This window comes from Gordonia sihwensis, from assembly GCF_029632925.1.
Taxonomy (GTDB): Bacteria; Actinomycetota; Actinomycetes; order Mycobacteriales; family Mycobacteriaceae; genus Gordonia; species Gordonia sihwensis.
This window is the reverse complement of record NZ_CP121248.1, coordinates 3,181,813-3,198,008: the sequence shown is the minus strand read 5'-3', so window position 1 is coordinate 3,198,008 and position 16,196 is coordinate 3,181,813. Positions and strand designations below refer to the sequence as shown.

Below are 16,196 nucleotides of genomic sequence, written 5' to 3'. Positions count from 1 at the left end.
TGTGACCACCCTGGAATCCCGCCCCGGCGCCGAGGCTCTCGGCATGCCGTCCCTCACGCCGCCGCTGACGGTGCCCGCGCCGCCGAAGGTCGGGCGCCTCGTCGACCAGTTCGAGCGGGGGCTGGACGCGCCGATCTGCCTCACGTGGGAACTGACGTACGCCTGCAACCTGTCGTGCGTGCACTGCCTGTCGAGCTCGGGCAAGCGTGATCCGCGTGAGCTCTCGACCGAACAGTGCAAGGCGATCATCGACGAGCTGCAGCGCATGCAGGTGTTCTACGTCAACATCGGCGGCGGCGAGCCGACCGTGCGGCCCGACTTCTGGGAGCTCGTCGACTACGCGACCGATCACCAGGTCGGCGTGAAGTTCTCGACCAACGGGTTGCGGATCACTCCGGAGGTGGCGGCGCGGCTGGCCGCGTCCGACTACGTCGACGTCCAGATCTCGCTCGACGGCGCCAACGCCGAGGTGAACGACGCCGTCCGCGGTCCGGGGTCGTTCGACATGGCGGTCCGTGCGCTCGAAAACCTCGCCGACGCGGGATTCCGCGACGCCAAGATCAGCGTCGTGATGACCCGTCACAACGTCGCGCAACTCGACGAGTTCAAGGCTTTGGCCGACAAGTACGGTGCCACGCTGCGCATCACGCGCCTGCGTCCCTCCGGGCGCGGCGCCGATGTGTGGGACGATCTGCACCCGCTTCCCGAGCAGCAGCGCGAGCTCTACGAATGGCTGGTGGCCCATGGCGACCGGGTGCTCACCGGAGACTCGTTCTTCCACCTCTCGGCGTTCGCCGGAGCGGGTGGCAGCGGTCTGCCGGGTCTGAACCTGTGCGGAGCCGGCAGGGTCGTGTGCCTCATCGATCCGGTGGGCGACGTGTACGCCTGCCCGTTCGCGATCCACGAGAACTTCCTCGCCGGAAACATCACCACAGACGGCGGATTCCAGGAGATCTGGCAGCGGTCGGAGCTGTTCACCGAGCTCCGGGAACCGCAGAGTGCCGGGGCATGCGCCAGCTGCAACCACTACGACGCGTGCCGCGGTGGATGCATGGCGGCGAAGTTCTTCACGGGACTGCCGCTCGACGGTCCCGACCCCGAGTGCGTCCAGGGCTACGGTGAGTCGCTGCTGGCCGGCGAACGGTCGAAGCCGACCGCCAACAAGGACCACTCCCGCGGGGTGCCGCTGACCTTGATGACGCGCCCGCCGTCGCGCGACTGCGACGAGAACCCGCTCGCCGGATTCATGCCGACCACCGCGACCGGCTGCTCGTCGTCGGGCTGCTCCTGAGCGATTGCCTTTTGCGCCAGTTGAGCGAGCGTCTTCCCCCCCAGGCTTGTTGAGCGAGCGAAGCGAGTCGAAACATCGGCGAGCTTCCAGCGGGCACGCGGGCGGTTTGCCGTTTCGACTCGCTTCGCTCGCTCAACTGGCCTGAGAAGGACGCTCGCTCAACTGGCCTGGGGGAGGCGCTCGCCCAGCAAGCCTGGGAAGGACGCTCGCTCAACTGGCCTGAGAAGGGCGCTCGCTCAACTGGCCTGAGAAGGACGCTCGCTCAACTGGCCTGGCGAGACGCTCGCTCAACAAGCCCGCCCAGCACAACGCGAACTCTCACATCATTCACAGCAGGAAAGAGACTGATCATGTCCAAGTTCTCCGAACTCATGGAGAAGAACCCGTGGCGTCAGAACCCGTGGTTCGAGACCATCGGCGAGGCGCAGCGTCGAGCCAAGAAGCGGTTGCCGAAGACGGTCTACTCGTCGCTGATCGCCGGCACTCAGGCCGGTATCACCGTCAACGACAATGTGGACGCCTTCGGGGAGCTCGGGTTCTCGCCGCACGTCATCGGGGTGAAGCCGGAGCGCAATCTCGCCACCCGCGTCATGGGGCAGGACCTCCCGTTCCCGGTGATGATCTCGCCCACCGGTGTGCAGGCGGTCAATCCCGACGGCGAAGTGGCGGTGGCGCGAGCCGCGGCCAACCGCGGAACCGCGATGGGACTGTCCAGCTTCGCGTCGAAGCCCGTGGAGGAAGTGACCGCGGTCAACGACAAGATCTTCTTCCAGATCTACTGGCTCGGCAGTCGTGAAGACATCCTGGCGCGCGCCGAGCGCGCCCGCGCGGCCGGCTGCAAGGGCCTGATCGTCACCACCGACTGGGTGTTCAACGTCGGTCGCGACTGGGGCAGCCCGGAGATCCCCGAGCAGGTCGACTTCAACGCCGTAGCCAAGCTGGCGCCTGAGATGATCACCAAGCCCCGGTACGCGATGAGCTGGTTCCGCGACGGCAAGCTCATCATCCCCGACCTGAGTGCGCCGAACATCGCGCACAAGGGCGAGCCGGGACCGACCTTCTTCGACGTCTACGGCCAGTGGATGAACACTCCGCCGCCCACCTGGGAGGACATCCAGTGGCTGCGTGAGCAGTGGGGCGGCGAGTTCATGGTCAAGGGCATCACCCGAATCGACGATGCGCGCCGCGCGGTCGACATCGGCGCCACCGCGATCTCCGTCTCCAATCACGGCGGCAACAATCTCGACGGCACGCCGGCCACGATCCGCGTCCTCGGACCGATCGCGGATGCGGTCGGCAACGAGGTCGACGTTCTGCTCGACGGTGGCATCCGCCGCGGCAGCGACGTGGTCAAAGCGCTCGCGCTGGGCGCCAAGGCCGTCATGATCGGCCGCGCCTACCTGTGGGGTCTTGCCGCCAACGGGCAGACCGGCGTGGAGAACGTCCTCGACCTGCTTCGCATGGGCGTCGACTCGGCGATGATGGGTCTGGGTAAATCCGACGTCGCCGATCTCTCGCGAGCCGACCTGATCATCCCCGAAGGATTCGAGCAGATTCACGGCGCGTGAGTCACGGGGCGACCCGTCGACGGCGATTCGGCCGGCGGCCCTGATCGGGGCCGCCGGCCGATCACATTCGCCGAGTCACCGTCGTCAAGTCATCGCCTGGCCGTCACGTCTTCGCGTGAGTGAACCGACCCCATACGGTGTCGACGACGCCGACCGCGGGCCGCGGCGTCACGCCCCGCGGCTTCTCCCGGCCCTTCGACGGCGGTGCGATCGCGGCAGCCCGTTCGGTGGCGGGCGGCGGGAACCTCCGCAGGAGCCGCTCGCGTCGCGACGGCTGCACGTTGGCGCGCATCACGTCGCCGCGGTAGTGAGCCACCACGCGCGGGTCCATCACGCGTCGCCACAGGGGAGGCATCAGTGCCAGCAGCAGCATCGCCGCGTAACCGGCCGGCATCTGCGGCGCGGTGTCGTACGACCGCAGCGCTTGATAGCGGCGCCGCGGATTCGCGTGATGGTCCGAGTGGCGCTGCAGATGGTAGAGGAACAGGTTGCTGCAGATGTAGTCGCAGTTCCAGCTGTGCTCGGGAAGAATCTTTCCCGGACGTCCGTTCTCACCGACGGGCCGGAGGAGTCCGTAGTGCTCGATGTAGTTGACGCCTTCGAGGATCAGTGCCGAGATGGCTGCCTGCAGGACGAACCAGGGAAGAACGCCGGGGCCGAAGGCGATCGCGACGGCCGCTGCCAGCACCGCGGTGAGCAGCCAGGTCTGGACGACGTCGTTGCGCAGCGTCCAGAAACCCTTGCCCTGCCGCCGGAGCCGGTCGCGCTCGAGCCGGATACCCGAGCGCAGCCCGCCGAAGATCGCGCGGGGCCAGAACGCCCACAGCGATTCGCCCAGCCGTGCGCTCGCCGGATCGCCGGGTGTCGCGACCAGGACGTGATGTCCGACGTTGTGCTCGATGTAGAAGTGCCCGTACGCGCTGGGAGCGAGCGCGATCTTGGCCAGCGACTTCTCCAGCCGCGGCTTCTTGTGACCGAGTTCGTGCGCCACATTGATCGCGATGGCGCTCGAGACCGCGATCGTCATCGACATGGCGATGCGCTCACCGGTGGCCATCGGCGCGTGCGCCAGACACCAGAAGCCGAAGAAGAATCCCGCGTACTGAACCGGAAGATAGGCGTACACGCACCAGCGGTAGTACGGGTCCGCTTCAAGACGCGCCAGAACCTCGTCGGGCGGATTCACTTGATCGAGCCGGACGAGTAGGTCGATCAGAGGAATCAGTACCACGAAAACGAGGAAACCGACGGCCCAGAAGATCCCCCACGACAGATAATGAACCAGCAACCACGCGATGCCGGGGCCGAAAGCCGCCACGATGCCGAGAGGCCAGAGATAGCGTTTGCGGTCGCGCCATCGGTCGGCCTGATCCGGTTGCCGCCCCTGTCGTCGCATACCCCTCGCCTCCCCACCGGTGCCCCCGACGGCCGGTGATTTCAAGACTTACTTCACATCGGCGTCGGATACTCGGATATCGACGAGGAAAGCAGGTTCGTTACCCGGTTTTCACGCCGATGATGACCGCAGGCACGGATCTGACAGACACCGTCTTCGCATGTCAGACGAATGAGACATGCTCGGCGGACGCGGCTGCGATCGAGTCAGACCTTCGAATGACCCATGTCGATCTGGAACTCGGCGCCGGTGACCGACTGGGCCGTCGAGAGGTACAGCACGGCGTCGGACAGATCGTCGAGGCTGGCGACCGGGTAGTGGCCGAGCATTGACGGGAAGTGCATTCCGTACTCCTCGAAGGCCTTCATCGCGGAGGTGTCTTCGAGCCCCATCGGGGTGTGCACCGCGTACGGGTGGACGGTGTTGACGCGGATGCGCTTGGGCCCGAGCTCCTTGGCGGCGGTCTGCGCCAGGCCGCGCAACCCGAACTTGGACGCCGAGTACGACGCCTGCACCGGCATCGCCTTGAGGCCGGCGACGGACGAGATGATGGTGATGCTGCCGCCGTTGCCCGCGTCCAGGATCGCCGGAATGGACGCCTTCAACGTCTTCCAGGTGCCGACCAGGTTCACATCGATCACATCGGTGAACTGCTCCTCGGACAGTTCCCACGTGAGGCCCCAGGTGAGAATGCCGGCGTTGGCCACGACGTGGTCCAGGCGACCGAACTGTTCGACGCCGTCGGCCACGAGCTGCTCCTGGAAGGCGAGGTCGCGGGTATCGCCCTGCCGCGCGAGGATCTTGCCGCCCGCTTCTTCGACGAGCCGGACGGTCTCGGCGAGGTCGTCAGCGGTCGACGGCGGGTAGGTCATGTGGTCGGCCACCGGGCCGGCGAGGTCCATGCCGATGACGGACGCGCCTTCGCGCGCGAACCGGACCGCGTGGTTGCGCCCCTGGCCGCGTGCGATGCCGGTGATGTAGACGACCTGACCGTCGAACTGTCCCATGCTGGTATGCCTCTCGTCACAATGCCCTGAGAGCCAAACTGTAACACGTTCTAGTCAATCGGAAACGGCCGGGACGCACGACGCCGGAGGGCGTGCGTCCCGGCCGTCGGGCCGAGTCGGAGTAGGTCTCAGTCCTGCCAGACCGTCGCCGGGTCGGTGGCCTCACGTGCGGGGCCGACGGGGGTCTGCGTGGCCGATCGCTGGAACCGCGGTGCCACCTGCGCCTGCGTGACGCCGTCGATCTCGACGAGCGTGCCGCGGGCGGCCAGGTGCGGATCGTGAGGAGCCTCGGTGAAGTCGAGGATCGGGGACGTGCAGGCGTCGGTGCCGTCGAAGATCGCCGCCCACTCGTCGCGCGTCTTGGTCTTGAACGTGTCGGCGAAGATCTGCTTCAGCTCGCCCCACTTCGCGGTGTCGAGCTGACTCGGCAGCGACGCCGGGTCGAGTTCGAGACCTTTCAGGAGTTCGGCGTAGAACTGCGGTTCGATGGCGCCGACGGCCATCCACTTGCCGTCGGAGGTCTCGTACACCTCGTAGAACGGGGCGCCGGTGTCCAGGAGGTTGACTCCGCGCCGGTCCTGCCAGAGTCCGGTGCCGCGGAAGGCCCACATCATCTGCCCGAGGACCGACGCTCCGTCGCACATCGCGGCGTCGATGACCTCGCCCTTACCTGAGGCGGCACGCTCGACCAGCGCGGCGAGGACGCCCATGACCAGGAACATCGAGCCGCCGCCGAAGTCGCCGACCAGGTTCAACGGCGGGGTCGGCTTCTCGTTCGGGCGGCCGATGGCGTGCAGCATTCCGGTGAGCGAGATGTAGTTCATGTCGTGTCCGGCGAGGTCGGCGCGCGGACCGTCCTGACCCCAGCCCGTCATCCGGCCGTAGATCAGCCCGGGGTTCACCGCGTGCAGATCGTCCGGACCGAAGCCGAGCCGCTCCATGACGCCGGGGCGGAAGCCCTCGATGACCACATCGGCTTTGGCGACCAGGTTGAGAATGGTCTCGCGATCGGCCGGGTTCTTCAGATTGGCTTCGATGACGCGGCGGCCGCGCAGCATGGCGTCGGCGTTCCGCTCCGGAGACGGCAGTTCGCCTGGCCGCTGGACGCGCACGACGTCGGCGCCGAGGTCGGCCAGCAGCATCGCGGCGTGCGGTCCGGGGCCGATGCCCGCGAACTCGATGACGCGGATGTCGGCGAGGGGGCCGGAACGTCCGGACGGCCGGCGGGTGGGAGTAGACACGGGGAGGACTCCGTTCACAGGTATCACCACGACCTGACGGCGTGGTCTGGGTCACGTGCGGTCGTCACTATACACGTGTACCGGATTCGCACTGATGGTGTCAGTGGTTCGGATGAGGCGCGCAGACCGGCAAAAGGGCCCCAACGGTTCCCTAGCCAGGGGGCACGTCGGTAACGTTGTCGCAATGACACCGGCGACCGAATTGGCGTCCCGGACGTGGCATGAACTGGTCGGGGCCGAGCCGACGTTAGTCGTGCCGGTCGGGGCTGTCGAACAGCATGGCCCGCATCTGCCGCTCGACACAGATGCGCGCATTGCAGACGCCGTGTCGCGCGAAGCGGTTGCCGCACTGGATGATTCGTCGGATGTTCTGGTGGCGCCGTCGATCTCGTACGGCGCTTCGGGCGAGCACGAGGGCTTCCCGGGGACCGTCTCGATCGGGCGTGAGGCCCTCCGACTGCTGGTTCTCGAGTACGGGCGCAGCGCGATGCGCTGGGCCGGTCGGCTGCTGTTCGTGAACGCCCACGGCGGCAACGCGCACGCGATCGCGGACGCCGTCGCGCGGTTGCGCTACGAGGGACGCGACGCGGCCTGGTTTCCCTGTGCGTTCCCGTCGGCCGACGCGCATGCCGGCCTCACCGAGACGAGCGTGGTACTGGACCTCGCGCCGGAGTCGGTCCGCCGGGACCTGCTCGCGGCCGGGAACACGGCGCCGATCGCCGAACTGCTCGATCCGATGCGAAAGGGTGGCGTCGCGGCCGTCTCGGCCACCGGAGTGCTCGGCGATCCCACTGCCGCGAATCCGGCGCTCGGTCGTCGGCTCCTTGCGGACCTGGCCGGGCAGTTGGCGGAATCGGTGCGTGCCTGGGACGTCGACGAGGCGGGGAGGCTTCGGTGACGCCACCGGTGAACGCCGACCTCCCGGTAGGGTTCCAGGTCCAGATCGATCCGCGCTGCGTTCGGCGCGGCGACCTCCGCAACCTGGTCGGCGGCTCGCCGCTGCGGGTGCTGAAGCTCTCGGATGCAGCGCTGGGGATGACTTCCGCGGACGGTCGGATCGAAGTCAGCGACGCCGGGACGCGCAGCCTCGCCCGAACCCTGCTCGACGCCGGAATCGCACACCCGCGCCCGATGGTCGGACCCAAGGAGTGCGAGGTCACGGTGGTGATCCCGGTGCGCGACAATCAGGCGGGTGTGGACCGACTCGTCGAAGCGCTTCCCGGGCTGCGGGTGATCGTGGTGGACGATGCCTCGTCGCGGCCGATGACTGTTCCCGACGACGAACGCCTCCGTGTGATCCGGCTGGAGGTGAACGCGGGGCCCGCGGCCGCGCGCAACGCCGGTTTCGACGCCGCCGACACCGAGTTCGTCGCCTTCCTCGACTCAGACACCCGCCCGTGCGGTGAGTGGCTGACGATGCTGCTGAGTCACTTCTCCGATCCCGCGGTCGCGATCGTCGCACCGCGGATCGTCGGACTCGGCGACACCGCGGGCCGCGACGGACGGACGCCGGTGGCGGCCTACGCGAACAGGTACTCCTCACTGGACATGGGGCCGAATGAGGGCCCGGTGCGGCCGGGCACTCCGATCGCGTACGTGCCGAGCGCGGCGATGGTGGTGCGTCGCGCCGCCTTCGCCCGGTTCGATGAGTCGCTGCGTGTAGCTGAGGACGTCGATCTGTGCTGGCGCACGCACGCGGCCGGTTGGGTGGTCCGATACGACCCGGTCGCGCACGTCGCACACGACCATCGGCAGTCGCTCCGGGCGATGCTCGACCGCCGTCGCTTCTACGGCACCGGCGCGGCTGAACTCGCGAGTCGGCATGATCGGTTGGCCGCTCCGGTGATGACGAGCATTCCGCTGGCGGTCGCGGTGGTGTCGCTGCTGACTCGGACCAGGATCGGCCTGGGAGTGGCGATGCTGGTCTCCGGCTGGATCTTCGGTCGCATCCGGAAGCCGCTCGCAGGCGTGCCGGCGCGTGACCTCATCGCAGCGCGCAACGTCGGCCGAGCGCTGGGCTACGGTGTCCTGCAGATCTGGTCGGCGGCCCTGCGTCACTACTGGCCGCTGTCGCTGCTCGGTCTGGTGGTCTCGTCGCGATTCCGACGGTGGTTCCTTGAGGCCGCGGTGGCCGAGGCTGCGGTGATGTGGTTGCGATCCCGGATCGCCGAGCCGTCGTCGCCGATGGTGGAACCGGTGGGGTACTCGGTGATCCGGCGGCTCGACGACTTCGCCTACGGACTCGGCCTGTGGCAGGGTGCGGTGACCAATCGCGACTGGTCGGCGCTGCGGCCTGTCGTCACCCGCTGACACGGACCGCGTGAGGCGATGAGCGGCCACCGGGCGCGTGCCGTCGAGACCGCCGACGTGGTCGTCGTGGGAGCGGGCAGCGCCGGGTGCGTGGTGGCCGATCGGCTGTCGCGCGATGCTGGCAGGAAGACCCTGCTTCTCGAGGCGGGGCATGCCCTACCTCCGCGTACGGCGGTGACCGCGATGAGCCGGCTGCCGATCGCGCCGGGAAGCGAGCGCGTGCGGCGAGTGCGGGAGCGGCGCGGACGCGATGTGGTGCGCGGCTATGGCGCCGGCGGGTCGTCCGCGGTCAACGGCGGCTATTTCCTGCGCGGACACCGCGACGACTATGCGGCGTGGCCGTGGCCGGCGAGCCGGATCGACGACGCCTTCGACGTGCTCGACGGCGGTGCCGCCGGGGGCGGGGTGATGCGCGTGCGGGAGGTTCTCGACGGCGAACTCGGTCCGGCGGGGTCGGCCTTCGAGACTTATTGGCGAACCCGCGTGGCCGCGGGACCCGAGGGCGCTTGGCCGGTGGTCGGCGTGAATCGGGTCCGCAGCAACAGCATCCGCGACGGGGGAGTGTTACGGCGGTGGACGGCGATGGATGCCTTCGCCCCCGCGGTCCGAGGCGGGAGCGAGGTGATATCGCTGGCCTCTGCGGGTGGACGGGTGACGGGAGTGCACACCGCCGCCGGGCGCATCGACGCCGCCACCGTGGTGCTCACCGCGGGCACGCTGGGCACGGCAGAGCTGGTGTTGCCGCTGCTGGGCGGGGAACTGTCGGTGTACGAGCATCCCGAATCGCTGGTGCGCTTCGCCGCTCGGCGCCCCCTCCGGACGCAGGTGCTGCTGCCGACCGTGGTGCACACCGCAGACGGCCTCGAAATCCGCTGCTACAGCGATGATTTCGCGTCGTTCATCGATGGGATTCCAGCCGGGGGCGTCCCGATCGGAGTCGCGGACATGACTCACGGCACCACCGGGCGCATCGGCATCGAGGGCGATGAGGTGGTGATCGATCTCGGTGTGCCCGACGCCGGCGGTCTCGAGCGGTTGTCGGAGGGAGTTGACGAGGTGCTGGAGATGCTGCACTCGCCGGCGTTCGACGGCCTCGTCGAGCCGGGATCGGTGACGGTGGATCCGGTGGTCGGGCTGTCGTCACATGCCTGGGGGACGCTCCCGCTGGGGGCGACCGTGGCACCGGACGGTTCCGTTCACGGCGTTCCCGGGCTCCACGTCGCCGACGGGTCGGTGCTGCCCGCGCCGCTGCGTTCGGGGCCGCACGCGAGTGTGATGGCGACGGCGGCGCTGATCGCCGAGGAACTGGTGGCGGGCGAGTCGGTCTGATCTGCCCGCGCCGAGTCGGGCGATCAGATGAAGTTCGTCGCGCCGCTTCCGGAAGGTCGGAGAAGGTCGGCACCGGATCGGCCGGAAACCGCAGTTCACGGGGGTTCTCTGCTGTAAAATCCGTTGGCCTGCCTGGTCAGCGCATTATCCGGCTGAACGACCGATTCTGATGGTCCACACCGGCCATTAGCGTCGGCGCGATGATGAGTGAGCGCGATTACCAAGAGCGGTCGCTGGCGGCGGTGATGAGCGGTGAGGCGAGGTGTGCCTTCCTCTTCGCACACTACGACGACAGCGTCTTCGACGCCTTTCACGCCATGGCGCATGCGAGCGGCGGAGCCATCGACATAGTCCTGTGCACCGAGTGCCCACGGGGTCGATGGGGCGAGTTCCGTCGACGATCGCTGCCGCCGGCGCTTCGCAACTCATTGCCGGTGAAGGTCGCGGCCAGATTCGTGGGCCGTCCGGTATTCGCCGAGTGGGACTACTACTGCGGACTCGCACTGACACCGGCCGAAGTGATCGACGTGCGCAGAGCCGAGCACGCCGCGGCGTGTGCAGCGGCGGGCGTACCGACGTTCGCCCTGGGCGATTACGAGGTGCAGTACTCGCGGTCGAGCCGCACGCGCTATCGACACGCGGTCGACGCGGCGACGGCACTGCTTCGGGATCACGATGTTCAGACGATCGTCACGCACCCCGCCTCCGCTCGTCATCCGGATCACCGACGCACGCATCGGTTGGCGCAGGAATGCCGCGAGCGCACCGGCGTCGATCTGGTGACGGTGTGCGAGCGGCCGTACACGGTGTGTTCGGAGGCCGACGGGTGCCGGGAGGTCGAGACCGACTCGGCGCTCGTCGCCTCACTGCTCCCGCTGGCGGATGAGGAGTGGGCGGGAAAGCTGGCCGCGACCAACGAGTACCGTACCCAGATCGGCGGACTCGAGAAGACCTTCGGATCGGCGTGGATGGACCGTGACCGACTCGGCGTCGAGTGCTATCACAGCCTCTGCGGCTCTCAGATCAGCGTGCGCCAGTAGTCCCAGAACTGGACGGTGATCATGGCGATCACGACCACGTAGTAGACGGGCAGCGCGATCCACAGCCACTCGCGGGCCGACCGGCCGCCGCGCGAGTCGGGCAGCACGCGCGAGATGCTGAGGATCAGCACCACCGGCATCAGCGTCCACACCACCATGCAGTACGGGCACAGCGCGTGAATGCGGTAGAGGCTCTGGAAGATCAAGTAGCCGACGAAGACCTGGCCGAGTGCCGAGACGACGGCCTGTCCGGCCCAGTACCAGCGTGGCAGTCGGACTCGTGCGATCGACAGCACGGCGGTCACCAGGATCACCGCGAAGGCGGGCAGGCCGAGCAGCGGATTCGGGAATCCGAAGAACTTGCCCTGATCGGTCACCATCACCGATCCGCACGAGATGATCGGATTGATGCTGCACGCGGGCGTGAACGACGGATCGATGAGCAGTTGGATGCGGTCGAGCGTCAGTGCGACCGCGGCAGCCATCCCGAGAACACCGCACACCAGCAGCACCCAGGCGGCCACCACGGGCACCGGGCGACGCTCTCGCCAGAAGCCCCGGGGGGCGGGCGGTGCGGTCTCAACGTCGCTCGCCGTGACTACGGGCGAACCGTCCTCGATCTCGGCCGGCGTCTCATCCGTCATGGCGGGCTACTTCGCGAGGGCCGCGTTGACGGCGTCGGTCAGGCCCTGCGGTCCCGCCTGCGGGTCGAACTGCTGTCCGTTGATGCGGATCCACGGAGTGCCCTGGAACTCGGGATTGCTTGTCGTGTCGGCGGTCTGCTTGGCCACCCACTGACCGAACTGGTTGTTCTCGATGCAGTCGGTGATGCCTTCCGCGCCGGCCTGCTTGGCGAGCGAGATCAGTTCGCTGTCCGGGAGTCCGGCGCCGCCCTCCTCGGGCTGGTTGGTGAAGAGGAGATTGTGGAACTTGAGCCAGATGCTCCAGTCGCCGTTCTTGGCGGTCGATTCGGCGACGCACGTGGACGCGTTCATGGCGCGGCTGGAGTAATTCGTGGTCGACATCCGGTCGAGGAATGCGATCGGGTGGTAGTCGACAGCGACCTGCGGGTTCTTCTCGAGTTCGGCGAGGGTGCCGCCGAAGCTCTGCTCGAAGGCACGGCACCCGGGGCACTGGAAGTCCTCGACGGTGGTGATGACGACCTTGGGCTCCGTGCCCGCCGGCGCACTGGTGATCCGGATGGAGCCGTCCGGCCGCATCACGGTGGGCGTGTCGGAACCGCCGGTGGTCGAGGCGCTGTCCTTGTTGTGGTTGATCGCCCAGAACGTGACGCCGACTGCGATGACGATCAGCACCACCGCCGCACCGATTTTGTAGATGAGGGAACGGCGGCGCTCGGCCTGCCGAGGATCGATGACGGTCCGGTTCTTCTGGGCCACGATTCTCTTCCTCCGCTATTGCTCAGCGAGTCTCCGGCCACCCTGTGTGTCCGGCGGTTACGAGTGCAACCCTACTGGCAGTCGACTGAGAAACTCATTACAGACCTGCGGAAAGGACCAAGGGCGTGCCTGATTCGGTCACTTCGGCGTCACCCAGGTGGTGATGTCGCAGTGGACCACCTCGGTTCCCGCAGTATCGAGGATCCGGATCGTGACCATCACTTCACGACCCTCGGTGATGGTCGAGAAGTCCACCGGTTCGGCCAACTCCGCGTGGGCGGTCAGTCGCGTGGTGGCCTTGGCGAGGTACTGCGTGCTCATCGCCTTGGGGATCCAGCGGTGCCCCGTCGGCACGGTGGCCTCCATCAACATCCCCATCGCGGTCTCGGCGAGATTGCAGGCCGCGATGGCGTGAAAGGTTCCGAGGTGGTTGTGAACGCCGAACCAGTTGGGCGCCGAGACACGGCAGTATCCGGGTTCCATCTCCTCGACGAGCGGGAGAATGGTGCCGAAGTACGGCACGCGCGCGACCATGCCGAGCGAGAACAGTGCGTTGCCGAGCCGACCACCGGGCAGACGCTTGCGGAGGGAGTACGTCGCACTGTTGGTGTTACCGGGAGTTGCAGTCATGAGTCCCGATGCTATCGGGCAGTCGCGCCGAGCGCGGCGTCGCGCAGTCCCTCATACGAGCTCCGCAACGCGGCTGCATACCGCTCGGGGTCGGGAATCAGATCGCGGTCGCAGAGAGCGGTGATCCCCATCCATTCACCTGCCACATTGTGGGCGTGTGAGAGGCCTGTGCCGTTGAGCGGACCGAAGACGACGCTGCACGCGCGGGAACGGCCGAAGAACTGCGGGTCGAAGGGCAGCCGAAAGCTGGTCATGACGGAGGTGTTGAACGGTTTGCCGTCGGGTTCCGTGCGCCTCGGATACCCGCGAGCGTCTTCCCTCAGTCTGCGCAACGCGCGGGCGACGAACCCCGGCGGCACATATCTCGCGGTGATGTCGTCGGCCGTGGCCTCGATCGGGTGACTCAGCCGCTCGCGTTCCCCGAGCACGGCGTCATGGACCGCTCGAAGCCGTTCGAGCGGGTCGACAACCGTGCTGTGCAGGTCCACCGTCATCATGACGAACCGGTTGTTGCCTTCGGTCGTGTCGTCTGACGCGAGCGAGCCGTCCGCGGTCTTCGGTCGCACGGTCATTGGAACCGAAGCGACCAGAGATCCCGCAGGTGTTGAACCGATCGCGTCGAGGTAGTCGTGCATCGCCCCACCGATCACGGTGAGGGCGATGTCATTGATCGTCGCCGAGCCGGCAGCACTGCGAATGTCGCGTACCTGCTGCCAGGGAAGGTGCGTGGCCACTACTGCCCGGCGCGGTCCGACGGGCCCATCGATCGGCGTAGGCGTCGGTTCCGAAGGAGGCAATGGATAGTCGGCGTCGCCGCGCGCCGACTCCAACTCGGCGAGAGTTCGGCGGTGTTCATCCGCCGCGCTGATGAAGTCGCCGACCGAGCGGCGGATCCGGCGGAGTATCGCGTGGCCGCGGTCGCCGGGGACGGAGATCGGGGCGAACGGTCCATTCGCGCCGGGGAGTTCGGAGCCGAACAGCGCGGCGTAGATGGTCTGCATCTCGATTCCGTCGGCCGCGGCGTGGTGCACGCGCAGCGTGATCGCGACGCCCGATCGCCTGACCGGGCCGAACCCGTCTGGGCAGGGAATGACGTGGACCTCCCACAGCGGTCGCGTCAGGTCCATCGGGGTCTCGGCCAATTCCCCGAGCAACCCGAGCACGCCGCTTTCAGAGACGGCAGGGTGAAGGAACACGTGGTGCTCGAATCGGAAGTCGTCGTCTTCGATCCACACGGGATAGTCGAGGTCGAGAAATGACCGCTTGAGACATCTGCGGAAGATCATCCCGGTGGTTCGAGCGCGGAACCAGTCCGTCACGGCCTCGGCGGGCAATTCCGTGGCAGGGTCGTCGACGACGAAGAATTGGGTGGCGACGTTCATTTGGCGCGACCGCGGTCCGTCCGTGTATACGAACAGGGCGTCTTTGGGTTGCAGACGTGCCATCGAGGACTCTTCCGATCGTGACGGTGGGGAGTCTGCGGACGTGGGCCCGGGGCGGAGAGCAGGCACGGCCGGTGGACTTGGGGCGATCGCCCGATGTTATCCGGCAGTGGTGCCGAGGATGGCGTTCCGGAGATCTGCGTATGCCGCATCGAGCGCTGACGCGTACTCGGACGGGTCCGGTACGAGATCGGTGTCGCACAGCGCCGTGACCCCGCACCAGTCGTCGCCGGCACCGTGCGCGTGGGAGATGCCCGTGCCGTTGATCGGCCCGAATCCCAGCCCGCAGGCCTGCCGACAGTCCAGGAGGCGGAGTTCGAACGGCAGCCGGTAAGCAGTCATCACCGACGTATTGAAAGGTCGGTCGTCGGGCTCGTCACGCCGTGGATAGCCGCGGGAGTCTTCTGTTCGTCGTCGCAGTGCCCGGATCAGGAAGCCGGGCGGTACGTAACTGACGGTCGCATCCGCGGATGCCTCGGCCCGGTGGCTGAGCCTGAGGCGCTCGCCCAGCACTGCGTCGTGGACCGCTCGCAGCCGGGCGATCGGGTCCGGTTGGGTGCTGTGGAGGTCGACCGTCATCATGACGAACCGGTTGTTGCCCTCACCATCGTCGTCGGTCACGGTGCCGTCGGCCTCCCGTGGCCGTACCGTCATGGGAACCGACGCCACCAGTGAGCCTTCCGGCGGGCTCCCGACAGCGCAGAGGTAGTCGTGCATCGCCCGGCCGATCACGGTGAGAACAAGGTCGTTGACGGTGGCCTCGCCGGCACTGCGGCGGATCTGTCTGACCTCCGTCCACGGCCAGTAGACGACGGCCACGCCACGCTTGGGGCCGACCGGACCGTCGATCGGGGTGACGGTCCGGTCTGTCGGCGGCACCGGGTAGTTTTCGGCGGCGCGCACCGTTGTTCTCTCATCGAGCGCGGCGCGATAGTCGCGAACGGCCCGACGGAAGTCAGTGATCGATCGAACCACCTGCGTGAGCGCTCCCGCCGCGGTGTGGCAGTCGGACCCCGGTAACAGCTCCCGTTCGGAGTTTCCGGCCGACGATTCCTGCCCGAAGAGACTGGCGAGGATCGCCTGGACGGCGATCCCGTCCGCAGCGGCGTGGTGGATGCGGACGGCCACGGCGAAGCCCTGGTCCGCTATCGGGCCGAATCCGTCGGGGCACCGGCTCACATGGATCTCCCACAGTGGACGGGACAAATCCATAGCGGATTCGGCCAGTTCTCCGAGGAACTCGAGGAAGCCGTCCGAGGTCATCGGGTCGTGCATGAACAAATGGCGATCGAGACGGAAGTCGTCGTCGTGCACCCAGACGGGGTACTCGAGGTCGAGCATCGACCGTCGGAGCCTGCGACGAAAGAGTGGCCCGCGCGTGCGTGCGGCGAACCACTCGTGCACGGCGGACTCCAGCGGCAGGTCGTGATCAGCGGCGCTCACGAAGAAACCACAGCACACGGTGATCTGACGAGATCGCGGTCCGTCGGTGTAGACGAACATCGCGTCCTTGGGCTGTAGGCGTTCCATCGTGGGACCTCG

The 16,196-nt window shown here is 67.5% G+C and carries 14 protein-coding genes; 6 read left to right on the top strand and 8 right to left on the bottom strand.

The window, feature by feature from the left end; all coding sequences use genetic code 11:
- Position 1: 1 nt before the first annotated feature.
- Positions 2-1,291 carry a mycofactocin radical SAM maturase gene (gene mftC, locus P5P27_RS15285; RefSeq protein WP_006895668.1) on the top strand — a complete coding sequence of 430 codons (1,290 nt, stop codon included), beginning with the start codon at positions 2-4 and terminating at the stop codon, positions 1,289-1,291.
- Positions 1,292-1,641: 350 nt separating this feature from the next.
- Positions 1,642-2,859 (top strand): pre-mycofactocin synthase MftD, encoded by a 1,218-nt coding sequence (gene mftD / locus P5P27_RS15280; RefSeq protein WP_222111227.1) that lies wholly within the window; start codon positions 1,642-1,644, stop codon positions 2,857-2,859.
- 103 nt (positions 2,860-2,962) lie between these two features.
- Here the strand turns inward: mftD and P5P27_RS15275 are convergent, their stop codons facing one another.
- The 3 genes from P5P27_RS15275 to P5P27_RS15265 form a co-directional block, all read right to left on the bottom strand.
- Positions 2,963-4,255, bottom strand: a complete 1,293-nt coding sequence (locus P5P27_RS15275) for an alkane 1-monooxygenase (protein WP_006895666.1) — start codon at positions 4,253-4,255, stop codon at positions 2,963-2,965.
- Between the two features lie 206 nt (positions 4,256-4,461).
- Positions 4,462-5,262 carry a mycofactocin-coupled SDR family oxidoreductase gene (locus P5P27_RS15270; RefSeq protein WP_006895665.1) on the bottom strand — a complete coding sequence of 267 codons (801 nt, stop codon included), beginning with the start codon at positions 5,260-5,262 and terminating at the stop codon, positions 4,462-4,464.
- Positions 5,263-5,390: 128 nt separating this feature from the next.
- A complete protein-coding gene (locus tag P5P27_RS15265) occupies positions 5,391-6,503 on the bottom strand; it encodes a CaiB/BaiF CoA transferase family protein (protein WP_278124825.1) in 1,113 nt (370 codons plus the stop codon).
- Positions 6,504-6,687: 184 nt separating this feature from the next.
- Here P5P27_RS15265 and mftE point away from each other — a divergent pair, with 184 nt between their 5' ends.
- The 4 genes from mftE to P5P27_RS15245 all read left to right on the top strand — a co-directional run bounded on the left by mftE (position 6,688) and on the right by P5P27_RS15245 (position 11,182).
- Entirely contained in the window at positions 6,688-7,401 is a 714-nt protein-coding gene (mftE, locus tag P5P27_RS15260; RefSeq protein WP_039867067.1) for a mycofactocin biosynthesis peptidyl-dipeptidase MftE, read from the top strand.
- Positions 7,398-8,813, top strand: coding sequence for a mycofactocin biosynthesis glycosyltransferase MftF (gene mftF, locus P5P27_RS15255; protein ID WP_278124821.1), 1,416 nt, complete (start codon positions 7,398-7,400; stop codon positions 8,811-8,813). The genes mftE and mftF overlap by 4 nt, the downstream gene beginning before the upstream one ends.
- Positions 8,814-8,831: 18 nt before the next feature.
- Positions 8,832-10,142 (top strand): mycofactocin system GMC family oxidoreductase MftG, encoded by a 1,311-nt coding sequence (gene mftG / locus P5P27_RS15250; RefSeq protein ID WP_062365902.1) that lies wholly within the window; start codon positions 8,832-8,834, stop codon positions 10,140-10,142.
- Positions 10,143-10,342: 200 nt separating this feature from the next.
- Positions 10,343-11,182, top strand: coding sequence for a PIG-L deacetylase family protein (locus tag P5P27_RS15245; RefSeq protein WP_006895660.1), 840 nt, complete (start codon positions 10,343-10,345; stop codon positions 11,180-11,182).
- Here the strand turns inward: P5P27_RS15245 and P5P27_RS15240 are convergent.
- The 5 genes from P5P27_RS15240 to P5P27_RS15220 form a co-directional block, all read right to left on the bottom strand.
- The gene (locus P5P27_RS15240; protein WP_006895659.1) at positions 11,161-11,826 is read right to left on the bottom strand and encodes a vitamin K epoxide reductase family protein; all 666 of its coding nucleotides are present in this window, start codon (positions 11,824-11,826) and stop codon (positions 11,161-11,163) included. The two genes, P5P27_RS15245 and P5P27_RS15240, sit on opposite strands and share 22 nt — an antisense overlap.
- A gap of 6 nt (positions 11,827-11,832) precedes the next feature.
- Positions 11,833-12,582: a DsbA family protein gene (locus tag P5P27_RS15235; RefSeq protein ID WP_006895658.1), complete on the bottom strand. Its 750-nt coding sequence runs from the start codon at positions 12,580-12,582 to the stop codon at positions 11,833-11,835.
- A 138-nt stretch (positions 12,583-12,720) separates the two neighbouring features.
- Entirely contained in the window at positions 12,721-13,212 is a 492-nt protein-coding gene (locus P5P27_RS15230; protein WP_278124815.1) for a hotdog fold domain-containing protein, read from the bottom strand.
- Between the two features lie 11 nt (positions 13,213-13,223).
- A complete protein-coding gene (locus P5P27_RS15225) occupies positions 13,224-14,657 on the bottom strand; it encodes a wax ester/triacylglycerol synthase domain-containing protein (RefSeq protein ID WP_006895656.1) in 1,434 nt (477 codons plus the stop codon).
- Between the two features lie 96 nt (positions 14,658-14,753).
- Complete coding sequence (locus P5P27_RS15220) at positions 14,754-16,184, bottom strand: wax ester/triacylglycerol synthase domain-containing protein (RefSeq protein ID WP_278124812.1); 1,431 nt, start codon at positions 16,182-16,184, stop codon at positions 14,754-14,756.
- Positions 16,185-16,196 lie beyond the last annotated feature (12 nt).

Bases quoted from the DNA above. Each gene is read 5' to 3' on its own strand.
- mftD (WP_222111227.1), top strand. From the start codon at position 1,642: ATGTCCAAGTTCTCCGAACTCATGGAGAAGAACCCGTGGCGTCAGAAC.
- P5P27_RS15275 (WP_006895666.1), bottom strand. From the start codon at position 4,255: ATGCGACGACAGGGGCGGCAACCGGATCAGGCCGACCGATGGCGCGAC.
- P5P27_RS15270 (WP_006895665.1), bottom strand. From the start codon at position 5,262: ATGGGACAGTTCGACGGTCAGGTCGTCTACATCACCGGCATCGCACGC.
- mftE (WP_039867067.1), top strand. From the start codon at position 6,688: ATGACACCGGCGACCGAATTGGCGTCCCGGACGTGGCATGAACTGGTC.
- mftG (WP_062365902.1), top strand. From the start codon at position 8,832: ATGAGCGGCCACCGGGCGCGTGCCGTCGAGACCGCCGACGTGGTCGTC.
- P5P27_RS15245 (WP_006895660.1), top strand. From the start codon at position 10,343: ATGATGAGTGAGCGCGATTACCAAGAGCGGTCGCTGGCGGCGGTGATG.
- P5P27_RS15240 (WP_006895659.1), bottom strand. From the start codon at position 11,826: ATGACGGATGAGACGCCGGCCGAGATCGAGGACGGTTCGCCCGTAGTC.
- P5P27_RS15230 (WP_278124815.1), bottom strand. From the start codon at position 13,212: ATGACTGCAACTCCCGGTAACACCAACAGTGCGACGTACTCCCTCCGC.
- P5P27_RS15225 (WP_006895656.1), bottom strand. From the start codon at position 14,657: ATGGCACGTCTGCAACCCAAAGACGCCCTGTTCGTATACACGGACGGA.
- P5P27_RS15220 (WP_278124812.1), bottom strand. From the start codon at position 16,184: ATGGAACGCCTACAGCCCAAGGACGCGATGTTCGTCTACACCGACGGA.